Here is an 18,172-nt window from a genome sequence, read left to right as displayed (position 1 = left end):
GGGGGGGCGGGGCGCCACCGCTTTGATCGGCGCGGGGATTTTTGCGACCCGCCGTAACGCCGCGTCGCGCCGGCGCGAAGGGACCCTTCGGAAGGCCAGCGCCTGGCCTTTCCTTTCAGGGAGACGACATCATGACCGCTTTCACGTCCCGCATGGCGTTCGGCGCCTCGCTGGCCTGCGCGATCGGCGCCTTGGCCACCACCCCCGTCCAGGCCCAGGAGATGGAGAAATGCTATGGCATTTCCCTGGCCGGGCAGAACGACTGCGCGGCCGGGCCCGGCACGACCTGCGCGGGCACGTCCACCGTGGATTACCAAGGCAATGCCTGGACCCTGGTCCCCACCGGCAGCTGCCTGACCACGGAACTGCCCGCCGCCGCCGACGGCACCGCCCGAGAGGCCGCACTGGAGGCCTTGGACCGCGACCTGCCCGCCTGATCGCCACCGGGGGGCGCGGACGGTCCGCGCCCCCGCCCGCCCCCGCCCCGCCCGCACCGGAGGATGCCATGACCCGCCTGCCGCCCCCGCGCGGCCTGGGCTTCAAGCCCGAGCATTTCGCCGCGATCCGCCACGACCCCAGCCCCCCGGCCTTTTTCGAGGTCCATGCCGAGAACTATCTGGGCGCGGGCGGGCTGCCCCATGCCCAGCTGACCGCGATCCGGCAGGCGCATGCCCTGTCGATCCATGGCGTCGGCCTGTCGATCGGCGGGTCTGCCCCGCTGGACCGCGCGCATCTGGCGCGGCTGCGTGCGCTTTGCGACCGCTATCAGCCGGAGAGCTTTTCCGAGCATCTGGCCTGGTCCAGCCATGGCGCGGAGTATCTGAACGACCTGCTGCCGCTGCCCTATACCGAGGCGAGCCTGGCGCGCATCTGCGATCATGTCGATCAGGTGCAGGAGGCGCTCGGCCGCCGGATCCTGCTGGAGAACCCGGCGACCTATGTCGTCTTCGAGCAGTCGACCATCCCCGAGACCGCCTTTCTGGACCAGGTCGCGCACCGCACGGGATGCGGGCTGCTGCTGGACGTGAACAACGTCTTCGTGTCCTGCACCAACCATCGCGGCGATCCGCGCGCCTATCTGGCCGATTTCCCCGTGGATGCGGTGGGCGAGATCCATCTGGGCGGGCATGCGGCCGAGGACCTGCCCTCCGGGCCCTTGCTGATCGACAGCCACGGCGCGGCGGTGGCGGACCCGGTCTGGACGCTGTTTGCCGAACTGGTGGCCCGGATCGGCCCGCGCCCGACGCTGGTCGAATGGGACAATGACCTGCCCGCCTGGCCGGTCCTGGCCGCCGAGGCCGCCCGCGCCGATGCCATCCTGACCGCGGGGGCCCGCCATGCCGCATGAGGCCGCCTTTCACGCCGCGCTGCGGGGCGGGACCCTGCCGCCGGGCGTCACCGCGCCCGACCCTGCCGAGGCGGCGCGCCGTTTCGCCGTCTATCGCAACAATGTGGCCGTCAGCCTGGGCCAGGCCTTGGCGCGGCGCTTTCCGGTGATCGAGCGACTGCTGGGCCCGGCCTTCTTTGCCGCGCTGGCGCGGGCCTATCGCCGGGCCGATCCGCCGCGCGGCCCGGTCCTGGCCGAATGGGGGGAGGGTTTCGCGGATTTCCTGGACGGTTTCCCCCCGGTCGCGGATTGGCCCTATCTGGGCTGCGTGGCGCGGATCGAGGCCGCCCGGACCCGCGCCTTTAATGCCGCCGATGCCGCGCCCATGGACCCCGCGCGGCTGGCGGGGGCGGATCCGGGGCGGCTGAGGCTGGTCCTGCACCCCTCGGTCCAGGTGCTGCGCCTGCGCCATCCGGCGGTGGCGATCTGGGCGGCCAACCAGCCCGGCGCCGCGCCCCTGTCCATTCCGCCCGGCCCCCAGATCGCGCTGATCCTGCGCGATCCCGCCTTCGCCGTCCCGGTCGAGGCGATCGCCGCCCCGGATGCCGCGCTGATCGAGGCGCTGCAGGCGGGCCTGCCTTTGGCCCGCGCGGCCCGGCCCGGCCATGACCCGGCCCCGCGTCTGGTCGCGCTGATGCGGCAGGGCGCGATCACGGGGGCGCGGCCATGATCGCGCGGCTGAACCGCCTGGCCGCGCGCATCCCCGATGCCCCGGTGGCGCTGGCCCTGCGGGTCTTTCCGGCGGCGGTCTTCTGGCAGTCCGGCCGCACCAAGGTCGAGGGGCTGTCGATCAAGCCATCGACCTGGTTCCTCTTCGAACACGAATACGCGCTGCCCATGATCCCGTCGGCTTGGGCGGCGGTCATGGCGACCTTGGCCGAACATGCCCTGCCCGTGCTGCTGGTCCTGGGGCTGGCCACGCGGCTGTCGGCGATCGGGCTGCTGGCGATGACGGCGGTGATTCAGGTCTTCGTCTATCCGGGGGCCTGGGTGACGCATGGGCTTTGGGCGGCCTGCCTGCTGGCCGTGGCGGCGCGGGGGCCGGGGCGGCTGTCGCTGGACCGCGCACTTGGGTGGGACGGGCGATGACCGCGCCGGGCCTGACCTTGGCGGCGGGCGCGGATGCCGCGCGCGGCTGGACGCCCCGATCCCGCCATTGCCCGCGCCCCGGTCCGGGGGTTAGACTGGCCCGACCGCAGGGGGAGGCCGCGCTGGACCGGGACGACATCTGGGACGATCTGATGCGCCGCGCCAATCGCGGCGACGGGGCGGCCTTTCATCGATTCCTGACCTTGGTCACGCCGCCGCTGCGGGGCCTGATCCGCGCGCGGGGCCGCGCCCTGCCGCCCGACCAGCACGAGGATGTCCTGCAGGAGGTGCTGCTGGCCATCCATCTGAAACGCGGCAGCTGGGACGGATCGGCGCCGGTGCGGCCTTGGCTCTATGCGGTGGCGCGGCACAAGGTGGTCGATGCCTTCCGCAGGCGGGGCCAGCGGCTGCATCTGCCGCTGGAGGATCTGGCCGAGGTGCTGGCGGCCGAGCCCGGCCCCGCCCCCTTGGCCGCGCGCGATGCCGACCGGATGCTGGGCATGATCGACGCGCGATCCGCGGCCCTGGTCCGCGCCGTCCGCCTGGAGGAGCGCAGCACCGAGGATGCCGCCGCCGCGCTCGGGCTGACGCCGGGGGCGGCGCGGGTGGTCCTGCACCGCGCCATGCGCCGCCTGACCGACCTGGCGGGGAGGATAAAATGACCGACCGTCCCAAGACCGAGGATCTGATCCGCGCGCTGGCCGCCAGCCCGCCGCCGCCCGCCTTGACCGGCGCGGGCATCGCCTGGCCCATGCTGGGGGGGCTGGCGGTGACGGTGGGGGCGGCGCTGGCGGTGATCGGGCTGCGCCCCGATCTGGGCGCGGCGCTGATGCTGCCGCAGGTGGCGGCCAAGACGGTGCTGCCCTTGGTGCTGGCGGTGCTGGCGCTGGTGCTGGCGCTGCGCTCGGCGCGCCCGGGACGGCGGCTGCGCGCGGGCTGGCTGACGGGGCCTGCGGCGGCGGCGCTGGCGCTGTTCCTGCAGGGTCTGGCGCAGACCCCGTCCGGCGCGCTGCTGCCCGCGATCATGGGCCACAGCGCGGCGGCCTGCCTGATGGCGATCACCGCCCTGTCGGCCCCGGCCATCGCCTTGGGCCTGTGGGCCGCGCGGCGCGGCGCACCCCTGCGCCCGGGGCTGACCGGAGGGCTGATCGGCATGGCGGCATCGGCCGGGGCGGCGGCGGGTTATGCGCTGCATTGCACCGAGGATTCGCCCCTGTTCTTCACCACCTGGTATGGGCTGGCTATCGTGATCGGCACCGCGATCGGCGCCTTGGCCGGACGCCGCGTCCTGCGCTGGTAGGGGAGCGCCGCGGGGAACCCGCCCCGCCCCGCCGTCCTTTCCCTGCCAAGACCATCATTTCGAAAGACCGCATGACCCATCATTCCCTTCTGCTGGCCGGGGTTGCAGCCCTGGCCCTGGCCGCCTGCCAACCCCTTGCCACCGATGCCCCCGCCGAGGCGCCCGCCGATGCCCCCGTCGCCGCGCCGGTCGAAGCCCCGGCTTCCGGCGTCAGCGCCGAGACTGCCGCGCTTTATGCCGCGACGCGGGACAACGGCTTTGACGTGCCGGCTATCCCCGCATCCCTGCTGACCGAGGACAAGGCCCGCCAGAGCGTCGATTACTGGACCGACCACCCGCCTGGCACGATCATCGTCGATCCGCATGCGCGCAGGCTGTATCTGGTGCAGCCGGGCGACCGGGCGATCCGCTATACCGTGGGCGTGGGGGCGGCGGGCTTCGGCTTCACCGGCCAGGCGCATACCCCCTATCAGCGGGACTGGCCGCGCTGGACCCCGACCGACGACATGCTGGCGCGCAATCCCGACCATTACGGCCCCTCGGCCGACGGGGTCGAGGGCGGGCCGTCCAACCCGATGGGGGCGCGTGCGCTCTATATCCATAATTCGGTGGGCGACACCTTCTATCGCATCCATGGCACGCCCGATCCGGCATCGGTGGGCACGGCGTCATCGGCGGGCTGCATCCGGCTTTTCAACCAGGACATCATCCACCTGGCCGAGCGCACCCGCAGCATGGCCCGCGTGGTCGTGCTGACCGAGGCGCAGTCGGGCATGGGCACCACCCCGCCGGGCGGCTGACCGGCTTGCGGGGCGGGGCGGGTCGCGGCACTCTGACGGCGGGATGTAACATTGCCGCCGCCGCGCGCGACATGTCCCTTGGACAGTCCGGTCCGACCGTCGAAAGGGACGCCACGTGACGAAACCGATCCTGTTTGCCGCAGCCGCCCTGGCGCTGGTCCTGGCGGCCTGGCTGATCCCCGACCTGCGCGTCGCGGGCGAGATGCTGGACCGGCTTTCGGCGGGGGCCGAGGCGCATCCGCTGGCCGCGGCCCTTGCCTTCCTGGGCATCTATGTCGCGGTGACGGCGCTGTCGCTGCCCTTGGCCACGCCGCTGACGCTGCTCGGCGGGGCGCTGTTCGGGTTCTGGCAGGGGCTGGTGATGGTCTCGGTCGCGGCGACGGCGGGGGCGACGCTGGCCTTTCTGGCGGCGCGCTATCTGCTGCGGGACTGGGTTCGGGCGCGGCTCGGGGACCGCGCGCGGGGGATCGAGGCCGGGCTGGCGCGGGACGGGGCGTTCTATCTGTTTTCGCTGCGGCTGATCCCGGTCGTGCCCTTCGTGGCGGTGAACCTGCTGATGGGGCTGACGCCGATGCGGGCTTGGACCTTTGCCTGGGTCAGCCAGCTGGGCATGCTGGCGGGCACGGTCGTCTATGTGAACGCGGGCACCCAGCTGGGCGCGCTGGAGGATCTGTCGGGCATCGTCTCGGCCCCGGTGCTGGCGTCGTTTGCGGCGCTGGCGGTGTTTCCCTGGATCGCGCGGGCGGGTCTGGGCGCGGTCAGGCGCAGGCGCGTCTATCGCGGCTGGCGGCGGCCCGCGCGGTTCGACCGCAACCTCATCGTGATCGGCGCGGGATCGGCGGGGCTGGTCGCGGCCTATATCGCGGCGGCGGTGCGCGCCCGCGTCACGCTGGTCGAGGCCTCCGAGATGGGCGGCGATTGCCTGAACACCGGCTGCGTGCCGTCCAAGACCCTGATCCGCAGCGCCACCCTGGCCCATCAGATGCGCCATGCGGGCCGGTGGGGCCTGACCGACACGCCCCCCACGGTGCCCTTTCGCGCAGTCATGGCGCGGGTGCGCGCGGCCATCGCCCGCATCGCGCCCCATGACAGCGTCGAACGCTATACCGCCCTGGGGGTCGAGGTGCTGCGCGGCCATGCCCGGCTGGTCGATCCCTGGACGGTCGAGATCACCGGCGCGGACGGCCCCCGCCGCCTGACCAGCCGCGCGGTGATCGTGGCCACCGGCGCGCGCCCCGTCCTGCCGCCCATTCCCGGGCTGGACGGCGTCGACCCCCTGACATCCGAGACGCTGTGGGATGCGCTTGGCGATCAGGACGCGCCGCCCGCCCGGCTGCTGGTCCTGGGCGGCGGGCCCATCGGCTGCGAGCTGGCGCAGGCCTTCGCGCGGCTCGGCTCGCAGGTGATGCTGGTCGAACGCGCGCCCCGCCTGCTGCCACGCGAGGATGCCGAGGTCGCGGACCTGCTGGCCGCGGCGCTGCGGGCCGACGGGGTCGCGGTGATGACCGGGCACGAGGCGCGGGCCTTCGGCCGCGACGACGGGGCTTGGGTCGATCTGGATCATGCGGGCGGGACGGCGCGCTTGGGCTTCGACCGGGTGATCGTCGCCTTGGGCCGCAGCGCCCGGCTGGAGGGGTTCGGGCTGGAGGATCTGGGCATCGCCACCGGCCGGACCATCGCGGTCAACGACTTCCTGGAGACCCGTTTCCCCAACATCCTGGCCGCGGGGGACGTGGCGGGGCCCTTCCAGTTCACCCATGTCGCGGCCCATCAGGCCTGGTTCGCCAGCGTCAACGCGCTTTTCGGGTCGATCCGGCGGTTCCGGGCGGATTACCGCGTCATCCCCCATGCGACCTTCACCGATCCCGAGATCGCGCGGCTCGGCCTGTCCGAGGCCGAGGCCGCGCGGCAGGGCATCGCGGTCGAGGTGACGCGCTTCGATCTGGCCGGGCTGGACCGGGCCATCACCGACGGCGCGGCGCGGGGTTTCGTGAAGGTGCTGACCCCGCCGGGGCGCGACCGAATCCTGGGGGTGACGATCATGGGCGATCACGCGGGCGATCTGATGGCCGAATTCACCTTGGCGATGAAGCACGGGCTGGGCCTGGGCAAAATCCTGTCCACCGTCCATGTCTATCCCACCTGGGCCGAGGCCGCCAAATCCACCGCGGGCGCTTGGCGGCGCGCGCATGTCAATCCGCGCGCCCTGGCCCTGTTGGAGCGGTTCCACCGCTGGAGGCGCGGATGATCGACGCCTATCTGCTGCCCCTGCAGCGCGCCGCGATGCGGCCCCTGGCCCGCCGCCTGGCCGATCGCGGCATCGGCGCGGATGCGATCAGCGTGGCGGGCTTCGCCCTGGGCCTGGGGGCGGTCGCGTCGCTGGCCCTGGGCTGGTTCTGGGCGGCGCTGGTCCTGATGCTGGCCAACCGGGCGATGGACGGGCTGGACGGGGCGGTGGCGCGGATCACCGGGCCGACCGACCGGGGCGCCTTTCTGGACATCGCGCTGGATTTCGTCTTCTACGCGCTGGTGCCGGTGGGCTTTGCGCTGCATGACCCCGTGGCCAACGCCCTGCCCGCGGCGGTGCTGATCGCGGCCTTCGTGGGCACGGGGTCGTCCTTTCTGGCCTTTGCCGCCATCGCCGCCAAGCGCGGCCGCACCGCCCAGGCCTTTCCCCAGAAGGGCATCTATTACCTGGGCGGGCTGACCGAGGGGTTCGAGACCATCGCCGTCTTCGTGCTGATGTGCCTCTGGCCCGACCTGTTTCCCGTCCTGGCCTGGATCTTCGCCGCCGCCTGCGCGGTGACGACCGTCCTGCGCTGGCGCATGGGATGGACCGCCTTCGACACCCGAGAGGAGAGACGATGAAGACCATGATGTCCGCCGCCGCCCTGATCCTGGCCGCGGGTCCCGCCCTGGCCGATGACTGGCAGGATGTGCTGGACGAGGCGCGGGGCCAGACCGTCTACATGCATGCCTGGGGCGGGGACGAACGCACCAACGCCTTTCTGGCCTGGGTGGGCGACATGCTGCAGGACCGCCACGGCGTGGCCCTGAGCCATGTCAAGCTGTCCGACACGGCCGAGGCCGTCGCCCGCGTCCTGGCCGAAAAGACCGCCGGGCGGGACGAGGGCGGCCAGGTCGACCTGATCTGGATCAACGGCCCGAATTTCCTGGCCATGAAGGACCAGGACCTGCTGCACGGCCCCTTCGTGGCGGATCTGCCCAATGCCCGCTATCTGGACCTGTCGCCGCAATCGGCCAACAGCGTCGATTTCACCACCCCCGTCGAAAGGATGGAGAGCCCGTGGCGGCTGGCCAAGTTCGTCTTCAACTATGACGCGGCGCGGATCGATGCGCCCCCGCCCCGGATGGAGACCTGGGTCGATTGGGCGGCGGCCCATCCGGGGCGGATCACCCATCCCGACCCGTCGAACTTCATGGGCGCGACCTTCCTGAAACAGGCCTTGGTAGAGCTGGCCCCGGCGGATGCCGACCTGACACAGGAGCCGACGGATGCGGCATTCGAGGCGGCCTCGGCGCCGCTCTGGGACTGGTATGACGCGCTGCGCCCGCATCTGTGGCGCGGCGGGCAGGCCTTTCCCGAGAACCAGTCCGTCCAGCAGCAGCTTCTGAACGATGCCGAGATCGACGTGACCATGTCCTTCGACCCGGCATCGGCGGCGGCGGCGATCCGCGACGGGCTGCTGCCCGAGACGGTGCGCGTCCATGTCCCCGAGGCCGGCAGCATCGGCAATGTCAGCTTCGTGGCCATCCCCTACAACGCCGCCCACCGGGCGGGCGCCAAGGTGGTGGCCGACATGCTGCTGGACCCGGAGGTTCAGGCGCATATGCAGAATATCGACGTGCTGGGGTCGTTCTCGGTCCTGGATCCGGGGCTGCTGGATGCGGATGCGCGGGCGGCCTTTGCCGCGCTGCCCACCGATCCCGCCCTGCCCGCGCTGGAGGATCTGGGCCCCGTCCTGCCCGAGCCGCATGCCGGCTGGATGACCCGGCTGACCGCCGAATGGCAGGCCCGTTACACCCGGTGATGACGGCCCGGATCCTGCGCGCCGCTGCGGGGGCGGTGATCCTGGCGGGTCTGGTCCTGCCGGTGGCCTTGGGGCTGGGTCACAGCCTGCGCGCGGGGTTCGGGCATTTCCCGGCCTTGGGCGCCACCGGCCCCGATCTGGGCCCGTGGCGCCAGCTGCTGGCCATGCCGGGGCTGGGACGGGCGGCGGCGCTGTCGGTCTGGACCGGGATGGCCGCGACGGGGCTGTCGCTGGTCCTGGCCTTGGGCGCGGTGGCGGCGCTGCAGGGGCGGCTCGGGCCGGTGCGGGCGGTGCTGGCGCCCCTGCTGGCCGCGCCCCATGCGGCGGTGGCGATCGGGCTGGCCTTCGTGCTGGCGCCGTCGGGCTGGCTGGCGCGGGGGCTGGCGCCGCTGATGGGTTGGGCGCGCCCGCCCGACATCGCCACGGTGGGCGATCCCTGGGGCCTGGCGCTGATCCTGGGGCTGACCGTCAAGGAGCTGCCCTTCCTGACCCTGATTCTGATGGGCGCGCTGACCCAGATCCCGCTGCAGCGCAGCCTGGCCGCGGGCCGGGCCTTGGGCTATGGGCGGCTGGCCTGCTGGCTGTGGCTGATCGTGCCGCAGCTCTGGCCGCTGATCCGGCTGCCGGTGCTGGTGGTGCTGGCCTTTTCGCTGTCGGTGGTGGACATGGCGCTGATCCTGGGGCCGTCGAACCCGCCGACCCTGGCGGTGATGGTGGCGCGGATGCTGTCGGACCCGGACCTGCGCGCGATCCTGCCGGCATCGGCGGGGGCTGTTGCAGCTGGCGCTGGTGGCGGGGGCCTTCGGGGTGACGCTGGCCGCGGCGCGGGGGCGGGGGCCTTGGGCCGGGTGGTCCTGCGCGGCGGGCGGCGCGTGGCGGGGGCGGACCGGCTTAGCCGCGCTGCCGGTCGCCGCGGCGGGGCTGGTCGTGGCGCTGGCCGCCATCGGCATGGCCGGGCTGGCGCTGTGGTCGGTCAGCTTTGCCTGGCGCTGGCCCGATCCCTGGCCCCAATCGCTGTCGCTGCGCGCCTGGCGCGATGTCGGGCGCTGGTCGGGGGCGGTGGGGCAGACGCTGCTGATCGCGGCGGTGTCAACCGGGCTGGCGCTGGTCACGGCGGTCGCGTGGCTGGACAGCGGCGACAGGGTGGGGCGGCGCGGCCAGGGCGGCTGGCTGCGCGCGGTGATCCATGTGCCGCTGCTGCTGCCGCAGCTGTCCTTTCTGATCGGGCTGGCGGGGATGATGATCCATGCGCCGATCGGCCCCCTGGCGGCGGTGATCTGGGGGCATTGGCTGTTCGTCTTTCCCTATGTGATGATCGCGCTGGCCGGGCCTTGGGCGGCGCTGGACCCGCGGCTGGACCGCAGCGCCGCCGCCCTTGGCGCGGGGCCGTGGCGGCGGCTGTGGCGGGTCAAGCTGCCGGTGCTGATGGCGCCGGTCGCCACGGCGGCGGCGGTGGGATTCGCCGTGTCGGTCGCGCAATACCTGCCGACGTTGTTTCTGGGCGGCGGCCGCATCGCCACCCTGACGACCGAGGCCGTGGCCCTGTCATCGGGATCGGACCGGCGGGTGGCTGCGGTCCATGCCGTTTTGCAGGCGGCGCTGCCTTGGGGGGTGTTTCTGGCCGCGCTGGCCCTGCCGGCCTGGGCCCATCGCCATCGCCGCGCATTGAAAGGAGCCGCATGACCCTGACCCTGATCGACCTGACCGTGGCCCCCCGGGGGGCATCGCCCTTGTTCGCGCCCTTGGGGCTGGCGGTGGCGCCCGGCACCGTGACCAGCGTCACCGGACCCTCGGGCATCGGCAAATCCACCCTGCTGGCGGCGATCGGCGGGCATCTGGGTGCGGATTTCACCGTGCGGGGCCGGGTCCTGCTGGACGGGCGCTGCATGCTGTCCTTGCCCGCGGAACGGCGCGGCATCGGGATCATGTTCCAGGATGCGCTGCTGTTTCCGCATCTGTCGGTGGCCGACAACCTGGCCTTCGGCCTGTCGCCGGCGGTCCGGGGCCGGGCCGCGCGCCGTGCCGCCGTGGCCGAGGCGCTGGACCACGCTGGCCTGCAGGGGATGGGGACGCGCGACCCGGCCACCCTGTCGGGCGGCCAGCGGGCGCGGGTCGCGTTGATGCGCACGCTGCTGGCGCGGCCGCGCGCCGTGCTGCTGGACGAGCCGTTCTCCGGGCTGGACCCGGACCGGCGGGCGCGGGTGCGCCGGTTCACCTTCGACGCGGTCGCGGCGGCGTGCATCCCCGCGCTGCTGGTCACCCATGATGCCGAGGATGCCCGCGCCGCGGGCGGGCCTGTCCTGGCGCTTGGCTGACGGGGTTCAGCGCCGCAGCCCCGCCATGAAGCGGCGGTCGATCCGGTCCTTCAGCCGCCACAGCCAGCGGCCCTGCAGGGTCAGCCCGTGCCATTCCGCAAGGCCCTGCCCGTCGGCCAGCGAGATGATCTTGAGGTAATCGCGCTGCGGGCTGTGCCGCAGGGCCGCCCCGCCCTGGTGCAGCGCCACCAGGTTGCGCACCAGGTCGGGGGCCTGGCGCACGGCAAAGACCCCGGCCTTGGGGCGCGGCGCATGGGTCATCGCGGCGCAGTCGCCCGCAGCCAGCAGATGCGGATGGCCCTCGACCTGCAGGGTGGGACCGACGCGCACGAAGCCCGCCCGATCCACCGGCAGGTCGCGCGCCAGCCAGTCCTGCGCCCGCGCCCCCGCGCAGCCCACCGTCAGCGCGCTGGCGATCCGCCGCCCGTCATCCAGGATCACGGCATCGGCGGTGATCCGGGCCGGGCGCGCATCGGTCAGAACCGTCACCCCCGCCCGATCCAGCGCGCGGCGCAGCGCGGCGGCAGCCCGCGCGCCCAGACCCGGGGCGATGCGCGGGCCGGCCTCGATCAGGGTGACGGGGCGGCTGCGGCGCAGGGCCAGGGCGATCTCGGACCCCGCCACGCCCGCGCCGATCACGGCGGCAGGGCCGGGCGCGCCGTTGCGCAGCCGGGCGGCGAATGCCGCCATCGGCTTGACCGGCACGGCGTGATCGGCAAAGCCCGGGATCTCGGGCATGGCGGTATGGCTGCCGATATCCAGTGCGGCCAGGTCATGGGGCAGGGCGGTGCCGTCCGCCAGCATCGCGCGGCGGGCGGGGGCGTCGATCCCCGTGATGCGCGCCTGGCGGAACCCGATCCCGTGGCGCGCGGCGAAATCGGCCAGCGGGATCTGGGGCGCGTCGGCGGCATAGCGGCCTGCGATCATGCCGGGAAACATCCCCGAATAGGTCGCGACCGGCGCCGCATCGACCAAGGTGATCCGCGCCCCGGGCAGGGCCGCGCGCAGCGGCCCCGCCGCCAGCAGATTGGCATGGCCCGCCCCCAGCAGCAGGATCGTCGCGCTCATCGCAGGTCCTCGTCATCGCCGGTCCTGCATAGGGCGCGGGCGGGGGCGATGGAACCCCGGCCGGTTCCGGGGCTTGGGGTCGCGACATGCAACCGAAGGGACGATGCCATGATCCGCGCCGCAGCCACCGTGATCTGTCTTGCCGCCGGCGCCGGGACGGCCTGGGCCGATGACTGGATCACCAAGCCCAGCCCCCATGACGCCGCCACCACCGCCGACCGGCTGGAGGCCGCCATCGAGGCCAGCCCCGCCACCTTGGTCGCCCGCATCGACCATGCCGCCGCCGCCCGCGAGGCCGGGCTGGAGATGCCGCCCGCCACGGTGATGATCCTGGGCAATCCCCAGCTGGGCACGCCGCTGATGCTGCGCGACCCGCGCGCGGCGATCGACCTGCCGCTGCGCGTCCTGATCTGGCAGGAGGGCGAGGAGACGACCGTCGGATACCTGTCGCCCGCCGTGCTGGCCGAGCGCCATGACCTGGCCGGCGAGGATGCGGTGCTGGACCGCATCGGCGCCGCCCTGGACGGGCTGACCGACGCCGCCGTGGCCGAGTGAGCCGGGATCAGTCGTCCCGCCGCGCGCGGCCTGCGGCCAGCGCGGCCTCCAGCCGTCGGGCCAGATCCTGCAGATGGGCGGGGACGGGGGCGGCCTCCATCCGTTCCAGCAGGCCGCGCACCTCCTCCTCCAGGGGGTCGGGGGGCGGTTGGGTCTGGGTCATCGGAACCTCGTGAATGGGGTGGGGCCATGAATATGGCTGGCCCGTCCTTGAAATGGCCGGGATGGCCCCGGCCTGACCCCAGTGCTAGCATGGGCGCGCCGCCGCCGCAGTTCACATTCGTTTAATGGCGCGCAATGGTCGCGGCAAAGTTCCGCCGTTTCCCGCCCTGCCCGGAACCGGGCCGCGTGCGAACGCATTGGTTCGATATGGCGCACACATATCGGATGAAATCGCCGGACATGTCAGATGACGTTCTTTCCCACATCCCGGCGATGCGCGCCTATGCGCGGTCCCTGTGCAAGGGGGCGCTGGATGCCGACGACCTGGTCCAGGAGACCCTGCTGCGCGCCATCGAACATGCCGACAAGTATCGCGCGGGCACGCATATGCGGGCTTGGCTGTTCACCATCATGCGCAACCGCTTCTATACCAACATCCGCAAGGCCGCGCGCGAACGCACGGGGGATGCGGATTGCGTCTCGGGCGGGCCGGTGACCCAGCCCGACCAGGAATGGCACTTGCGCCATATGGAGCTGTGGCGCCAGATCGGCGCCATCCCCCTGCATTACCGCGAGGCGATCGTGCTGGTCTCGGTCCTGGGCGAGACCTATATCCGCGCGGCCCAGATCCTCGATTGCGACATCGGCACGATCAAGAGCCGCGTGAACCGCGCCCGCACCATGCTGAAAACCGCGCTGGAGCCGGAGTTCTGACGCCGCGGGCGCTTGACGCCGGGGCGCGGTCCCGGCCAGATCGCCCCCATGTTCGGCTTTCGCGACATCGAGATCATCCGCGCCATCGTGCGCCATGGCGGCTTTCGCGCCGCATCCGACGGGCTGGGGCTTGCGCAATCGGCGATCTCGCGCCGGGTGCGGCATCTGGAGGATCGCATGAAGATCGCCATCTTCGAACGCGACGGGCGCGGCGTGCGCCTGACCGCCGAAGGGCGGCGCCTGTGCGACGAGGCCGAGCTGCTGGTCGCGCAACGCGACCGCATCCTGGAGGAGCTGACCCAGAACGTCATGGCGGGGGTCGTCCGCCTCGGCGTGGCCGAGACGATGACCCATACCGTCCTGCCGCGCATGCTGACCGCGCTGCGCGCCCGCCACCCGGAACTGCGCTTCGAGATCTCGGTCGAGACGTCCGAACAGATGGGGATGCTGCTGGCGCAGGACGGGCTGGACGTGGCGATCATGCTGCGCGACCAGGCCCCGCGCGGGATCGCGATGACGCCCCTGCCGCCGGTGAGCCTGGGCTGGTTCGGGTCGCCCGCCCATTTCGCCGTGCCCCAGCCCGCCGGGATCGACGTGCTGGCGGGCCTGCCGATCGTGTCCTTTCCCAAACGCACCATCCCGCATCGGCAGGTCGTGCAGCTGCTGTCATCGGGGCGGCGGATGCCGGTGGCGGTGCATGGCTCGGCCTCGCTGGCCACCGCGCTGCATCTGGTCAGCCAGGGATTCGGCATCGGCACCATCCCCCATGACATCGTGCGGTCCTGGCCCCATGCCGGGCTGGAGGAGATCGCCGTCCGCCCCGAGGCGCGGCTGCCCGATCTGGAATTCGCCATCTGCCACGACCCCGACCGCAACGAGAAGATCGGCCGCGCGGTGACCCGCGCCGCGGTGGAGGCCGCCGACTGATCGCAGGGGCAGATCAATACTGCGGTCGATTGCGTTCTTGATTCAATCAGTCCCGAGGCGTCACAGTTTCGTCATGCCATCTGACGGGGGACGCATGACCGTGATTTCACCACAGCACGCCGATCCGCAGGCCCTGCGCCGCCTGATCCGCAGCGGCGCGCATCAGGGCCCGACCGCGGGACTGGGGGGCGATGCGCTGCAGGGCAACCTGGTGATCCTGCCCGCCGCCGAGGCCGCGGATTTCCTGCGCTATTGCCAGCAGAACCCGCGGCCCTGCCCGCTGCTGGCGGTGGGGGCGCCGGGCGATCCGACCCTGCCGACCCTGGGCCGCGACATCGACATCCGCCGCGACATCCCCCGCTATCGCGTCTGGCGCGACGGCGTGCTGGTGGCGGAACCCTCGGACATCGCGGATCTGTGGCGGGACGACATGGTCAGCTTTCTGATCGGCTGTTCCTTCAGCTTCGAGGATGCGCTGATCGCGGCGGGCATCCCGGTGCGCCATTCGGCGGCGCGGCGCAACGTGCCGATGTATCGCACCAGCATCATGACCCGCCCGGCCGGGCCCTTCGGCGGCCCCTTGGTGGTCAGCCTGCGCGCCATGCCCGCCGCCGACGCGATCGAGGCCGTGCGCATCTGCGCGGGCTTTCCCTTGGCCCATGGCGCGCCGGTCCATCTGGGCGATCCGTCGCTGATCGGCATCGCGGATCTGGACGCGCCCGATTACGGCGATCCGCCGGTGATCGAGCCGGGCGATCTGCCGGTCTTCTGGGCCTGCGGGGTGACGCCCCAAGCCGCGATCGAGGCCGCGCGTCCCGCCCTGGCCCTGACCCATGCGCCCGGCCACATGCTGGTCACCGACATCCCCGCGGCGCGGGCCGAACGCATCCTGACCGGACCCGGTCAGGCGCTCTGAACAAGAATAAACCAACAGGAGAGAACCCATGAAAAAGACCATCGCCATCCTGATGACCGCCACGGCCCCCGTGCTTGCGCATGCCGAGGAATTCGCCGTCGTGGGCAGCTGGTCGAACCTGCCGCTTTACCAGCAGTTCGAACAGGGTTTCTGGACCGAACGCCTGCCCGAGCTGACGGACGGGCAGATGACCGCCCAGCTGACCAGCTTTGACCAGATGGGCATCGCGGGGGCGGATGTCTATCGGATGCTGGGCGACGGCGTCTTCGACGTGGGCGCGACGGTGGCCGATTACACCGTCGGCGACGCGCCCGAGCTGGAGGGGCTGGACGTGCCCCTGATCGCCACCGACGCTGCCGAGGCCCAGGCCATGGTCGAGGCCGCCCGCCCCATGGTCGAGGATATCATGCGCGACCGCTTCGGCGCCCAGGTCCTGGGCATCGCGCCCTATCCGCCGCAGGTCGTCTTCTGCCGCGGAGCGGTCGCCTCGCTGGCCGATCTGCAGGGCAAGAAGGTGCGCGGATCGGGCCGGATGACCACCAAGCTGCTGGAGGCGCTCGGAGCCGAGGGGATCAACATCGCCTTTTCCGAGGTGCCGGGATCCTTGGAACGCGGCGTGATCGATTGTGCGGTGACGGGCGCGGGTTCGGGTTATTCCGCCGGCTGGTGGGAGGTGTCTGACCACCTGCTGACCCTGCCGCTTGGCGGATGGGACCCGGTGGTGATCGCGATGAACGCCGATCGCTTCGACGGGCTGAGCGCGGATCAGCAGGTGATGCTGGTCGACGCCGTGGCCGAGGGGCTGGAGGGTCCCGCATGGCAGGCGGCCCAAGGCGGGCTGGAGGGTGACATCGCCTGCCTGACGGGCGATGCCTCCTGCGCGGGCAGCCGGGCCGCGATGACGGTCGTCGAGGCCAGCGACGAGGATCTGGCGCAGGCGCGCGAGATCCTGCTGGCCGAGGTGCTGCCGGACTGGGCGGCGCGGGCAGGCGACGAATGGGCCGCGCGCTGGAACGAGACCGTCGGCCAGACGGTCGGCCTGACCATCGACCGCTGAGACGATGGCCGATCGCATCCTTGGCGCGCTGCGGCGCGCCAACAGGGCCGTGGCCCTGTTGCTGGGCATCGCCCTGATCCTGACGGTGGGGTTCATCCTGACCGACGTGACGCTGCGGGGCCTGGGCGCAGGCTCGCTCGGCGGGTCGGACGAGCTGTCGGGCTATGTCATGGCCGCCGTCGCCAGCTGGGGGCTGGCCTTCGCGCTGCTGGAACGTGCGCATGTGCGCATCGACGTGGTGCGGCTGAAGCTGCGCGACACGGGCCGCGCCGCGATGGACGTCCTGGCGATGATCGTCACCAACGGCGTCGTGCTGCTGGTGGCCTTTCAGTGCTGGCCCGTCCTGCAGAAGACCATCGAGCGCGGGTCCCGCGCCAATACCCCGTTGGAGACGCCGCTGTGGATCCCGCAGGGGATCTGGTTCGCGGGCTGGCTGTGGTTCGCCTTCAGCGCGACGGTGGTGACGCTGTCCTTCCTGTTGGCCGGGCGCCGCGCGGCGCTGGACGACACCATCGGCATCGGATCGGAGGTCGAGCCATGATCTGGACCGTCGCAATCGCCCTGCTGGGCCTGATGGCCCTGTCCATCCCGGTGGGGATCGTGCTGTTCCTCTTGGGCATCGGGGTCGCGCAGTTCTATTCGGCCTTTCCGCTGCTGCGCGGCATGGGCCAGATGATCTGGTCGTCCTCGGCCTCCAGCACGCTGATCGCCATTCCGCTGTTTGTGCTGCTGGGCGAGATACTGGTGCGCGGCGGCGTGGCCGAGCGGACCTATGCCGCGCTGGACAAATGGCTGTCCTGGCTGCCCGGCGGGCTGGTCCATGCCAATATCGCGACATCGACCATGTTCTCGGCCACGTCGGGATCGTCGGTGGCGACCGCCGCCACCGTGGCCACCGTCGCCATGCCCCAGGCCGAGCGGCTGAATTATGACCCGCGGCTGTTTTCCGGCGCGATCGCGGCGGGGGGCACGCTCGGGATCATGATCCCGCCCTCCATCAACCTGATCGTCTATGGGTTCCTGACCGAGACCTCGATCCCGCAGCTCTTTCTGGCGGGGCTGATGCCGGGGCTGCTGCTGGCCTTGGCCTTCATCGTGGTGACCGCGCTGATCTGCATCGCGCGCCCCGCGCTTGGCGGTCCGTCGCGCAGCTTTGCCTGGTCCGAAAGGGTCCGCAGCCTGGGGCAGCTGCTGCCGATCATGGTGCTGTTCGGGGTGGTGATCGGGTCGATCTATGCGGGCTGGGCCACGCCCACGGAATCCGCGGCCATCGGCGTCGCCATGGCGGCGGTGATCGCCGCGGCGGGCGACGGGCTGACGCGCGGCGCCATCGTCCAGGCGCTGGAGGGCACGATCCGCATCTCGGCCATGATCATGCTGGTGATCGTGGGGGCCTATTTCCTGAACTTCGCCATGACCTCGGCGGGGCTGGGGCGGCAGCTGTCGGCGCTGATCGGCGGGTCGGGGCTGACGCCTTTCGGGACGCTGATGCTGGTCATCGCGCTTTACATCGTGCTGGGCTTCTTCATCGAGACGCTGGCCCTGATGGTTGCCACCATCCCCATCGTCGTGCCGATCATGGCGGGCCTCGGCTATGACAAGGTCTGGTTCGGCATCCTGCTGATCGTGCTGGTGGAAATGGCGCTGATCACCCCGCCCGTGGGGCTGAACCTGTTCGTGGTCCAGGGCGCGCGCAAGCCCGGCTCCATCAACGACGTCATCATGGGCGTCATTCCCTATGTCATGGTCATGGCCCTGATGGTCGCCGCGCTGATCGCGCTGCCCGGCCTGGCGCTGTGGCTGCCCTCGGCCTTCTGAAAGGATTTTCCG

Annotated in this window: 22 protein-coding genes; 19 read left to right on the top strand and 3 right to left on the bottom strand. The window is 71.9% G+C overall.

What is annotated here, in order from left to right:
• The first annotated feature begins 152 nt into the window (after positions 1 to 152).
• From JHW48_RS16890 to JHW48_RS16845, 10 genes are all read left to right on the top strand, one after another.
• On the top strand, positions 153 to 437 hold the full coding sequence (locus tag JHW48_RS16890; RefSeq protein ID WP_419182428.1) for a BufA1 family periplasmic bufferin-type metallophore: 285 nt from the start codon (positions 153 to 155) through the stop codon (positions 435 to 437).
• Between the two features lie 68 nt (positions 438 to 505).
• On the top strand, positions 506 to 1,348 hold the full coding sequence (gene bufB / locus JHW48_RS16885; RefSeq protein WP_272835875.1) for an MNIO family bufferin maturase: 843 nt from the start codon (positions 506 to 508) through the stop codon (positions 1,346 to 1,348).
• On the top strand, positions 1,338 to 2,057 hold the full coding sequence (locus JHW48_RS16880) for an HvfC/BufC N-terminal domain-containing protein (protein ID WP_119887556.1): 720 nt from the start codon (positions 1,338 to 1,340) through the stop codon (positions 2,055 to 2,057). The genes bufB and JHW48_RS16880 overlap by 11 nt, the downstream gene beginning before the upstream one ends.
• A complete protein-coding gene (locus JHW48_RS16875) occupies positions 2,054 to 2,476 on the top strand; it encodes a DoxX family protein (protein WP_119887555.1) in 423 nt (140 codons plus the stop codon). Before JHW48_RS16880 ends, JHW48_RS16875 begins: the two co-directional genes overlap by 4 nt.
• Positions 2,473 to 3,138 (top strand): sigma factor, encoded by a 666-nt coding sequence (locus JHW48_RS16870; protein WP_240637957.1) that lies wholly within the window; start codon positions 2,473 to 2,475, stop codon positions 3,136 to 3,138. Before JHW48_RS16875 ends, JHW48_RS16870 begins: the two co-directional genes overlap by 4 nt.
• Positions 3,135 to 3,776 carry an NrsF family protein gene (locus JHW48_RS16865; RefSeq protein WP_119887554.1) on the top strand — a complete coding sequence of 214 codons (642 nt, stop codon included), beginning with the start codon at positions 3,135 to 3,137 and terminating at the stop codon, positions 3,774 to 3,776. Before JHW48_RS16870 ends, JHW48_RS16865 begins: the two co-directional genes overlap by 4 nt.
• Before the next feature lie 71 nt (positions 3,777 to 3,847).
• Positions 3,848 to 4,576 (top strand): L,D-transpeptidase, encoded by a 729-nt coding sequence (locus JHW48_RS16860; protein WP_119887553.1) that lies wholly within the window; start codon positions 3,848 to 3,850, stop codon positions 4,574 to 4,576.
• 115 nt (positions 4,577 to 4,691) lie between these two features.
• Positions 4,692 to 6,824, top strand: a complete 2,133-nt coding sequence (locus JHW48_RS16855) for an FAD-dependent oxidoreductase (RefSeq protein ID WP_205961981.1) — start codon at positions 4,692 to 4,694, stop codon at positions 6,822 to 6,824.
• Complete coding sequence (locus tag JHW48_RS16850; protein ID WP_119887552.1) at positions 6,821 to 7,444, top strand: CDP-alcohol phosphatidyltransferase family protein; 624 nt, start codon at positions 6,821 to 6,823, stop codon at positions 7,442 to 7,444. Before JHW48_RS16855 ends, JHW48_RS16850 begins: the two co-directional genes overlap by 4 nt.
• The gene (locus tag JHW48_RS16845) at positions 7,441 to 8,628 is read left to right on the top strand and encodes an ABC transporter substrate-binding protein (protein ID WP_240637956.1); all 1,188 of its coding nucleotides are present in this window, start codon (positions 7,441 to 7,443) and stop codon (positions 8,626 to 8,628) included. Before JHW48_RS16850 ends, JHW48_RS16845 begins: the two co-directional genes overlap by 4 nt.
• 79 nt (positions 8,629 to 8,707) lie before the next feature.
• On the opposite strand, the gene JHW48_RS16840 is transcribed toward JHW48_RS16845, so the two are convergent.
• Positions 8,708 to 9,100 carry a hypothetical protein gene (locus tag JHW48_RS16840; RefSeq protein ID WP_272835874.1) on the bottom strand — a complete coding sequence of 131 codons (393 nt, stop codon included), beginning with the start codon at positions 9,098 to 9,100 and terminating at the stop codon, positions 8,708 to 8,710.
• A gap of 302 nt (positions 9,101 to 9,402) precedes the next feature.
• On the opposite strand from JHW48_RS16840, the gene JHW48_RS16835 reads away from it, so the two are divergent.
• On the top strand, positions 9,403 to 10,311 hold the full coding sequence (locus JHW48_RS16835; RefSeq protein ID WP_272835873.1) for an ABC transporter permease subunit: 909 nt from the start codon (positions 9,403 to 9,405) through the stop codon (positions 10,309 to 10,311).
• A complete protein-coding gene (locus JHW48_RS16830; RefSeq protein WP_119885180.1) occupies positions 10,308 to 10,943 on the top strand; it encodes an ATP-binding cassette domain-containing protein in 636 nt (211 codons plus the stop codon). Before JHW48_RS16835 ends, JHW48_RS16830 begins: the two co-directional genes overlap by 4 nt.
• 6 nt (positions 10,944 to 10,949) lie before the next feature.
• Here JHW48_RS16830 and JHW48_RS16825 read toward each other — a convergent pair whose 3' ends face one another.
• A complete protein-coding gene (locus JHW48_RS16825) occupies positions 10,950 to 12,011 on the bottom strand; it encodes an FAD-dependent oxidoreductase (RefSeq protein WP_119885179.1) in 1,062 nt (353 codons plus the stop codon).
• A 108-nt stretch (positions 12,012 to 12,119) separates the two neighbouring features.
• Between JHW48_RS16825 and JHW48_RS16820 the strand changes: the two genes are divergently transcribed.
• Positions 12,120 to 12,566, top strand: a complete 447-nt coding sequence (locus JHW48_RS16820; RefSeq protein WP_170152224.1) for a DUF302 domain-containing protein — start codon at positions 12,120 to 12,122, stop codon at positions 12,564 to 12,566.
• Positions 12,567 to 12,573: 7 nt separating this feature from the next.
• Here the strand turns inward: JHW48_RS16820 and JHW48_RS16815 are convergent, their stop codons facing one another.
• Positions 12,574 to 12,729, bottom strand: a complete 156-nt coding sequence (locus tag JHW48_RS16815; RefSeq protein ID WP_272835872.1) for a hypothetical protein — start codon at positions 12,727 to 12,729, stop codon at positions 12,574 to 12,576.
• Positions 12,730 to 12,968: 239 nt separating this feature from the next.
• On the opposite strand from JHW48_RS16815, the gene JHW48_RS16810 reads away from it, so the two are divergent.
• The 6 genes from JHW48_RS16810 to JHW48_RS16785 all read left to right on the top strand — a co-directional run bounded on the left by JHW48_RS16810 (position 12,969) and on the right by JHW48_RS16785 (position 18,160).
• Complete coding sequence (locus JHW48_RS16810; protein WP_119885184.1) at positions 12,969 to 13,442, top strand: sigma-70 family RNA polymerase sigma factor; 474 nt, start codon at positions 12,969 to 12,971, stop codon at positions 13,440 to 13,442.
• Positions 13,443 to 13,490: 48 nt separating this feature from the next.
• A complete protein-coding gene (locus JHW48_RS16805; protein WP_119885178.1) occupies positions 13,491 to 14,369 on the top strand; it encodes a LysR family transcriptional regulator in 879 nt (292 codons plus the stop codon).
• Between the two features lie 94 nt (positions 14,370 to 14,463).
• Positions 14,464 to 15,285: a putative hydro-lyase gene (locus tag JHW48_RS16800; RefSeq protein WP_119885177.1), complete on the top strand. Its 822-nt coding sequence runs from the start codon at positions 14,464 to 14,466 to the stop codon at positions 15,283 to 15,285.
• A gap of 28 nt (positions 15,286 to 15,313) precedes the next feature.
• Positions 15,314 to 16,342: a TRAP transporter substrate-binding protein gene (locus JHW48_RS16795; protein WP_119885176.1), complete on the top strand. Its 1,029-nt coding sequence runs from the start codon at positions 15,314 to 15,316 to the stop codon at positions 16,340 to 16,342.
• 4 nt (positions 16,343 to 16,346) lie between these two features.
• Positions 16,347 to 16,883: a TRAP transporter small permease subunit gene (locus JHW48_RS16790; protein WP_119885175.1), complete on the top strand. Its 537-nt coding sequence runs from the start codon at positions 16,347 to 16,349 to the stop codon at positions 16,881 to 16,883.
• Positions 16,880 to 18,160, top strand: a complete 1,281-nt coding sequence (locus JHW48_RS16785; RefSeq protein ID WP_119885174.1) for a TRAP transporter large permease — start codon at positions 16,880 to 16,882, stop codon at positions 18,158 to 18,160. Before JHW48_RS16790 ends, JHW48_RS16785 begins: the two co-directional genes overlap by 4 nt.
• Positions 18,161 to 18,172 lie beyond the last annotated feature (12 nt).

Origin of the sequence: Paracoccus aestuarii (assembly GCF_028553885.1) — a bacterium.
GTDB classification, from domain to species: domain Bacteria; phylum Pseudomonadota; class Alphaproteobacteria; order Rhodobacterales; family Rhodobacteraceae; genus Paracoccus; species Paracoccus aestuarii.
The sequence above is the reverse complement of the archived record's forward strand: the minus strand, read 5'-3'. Positions and strand labels throughout refer to the sequence as shown.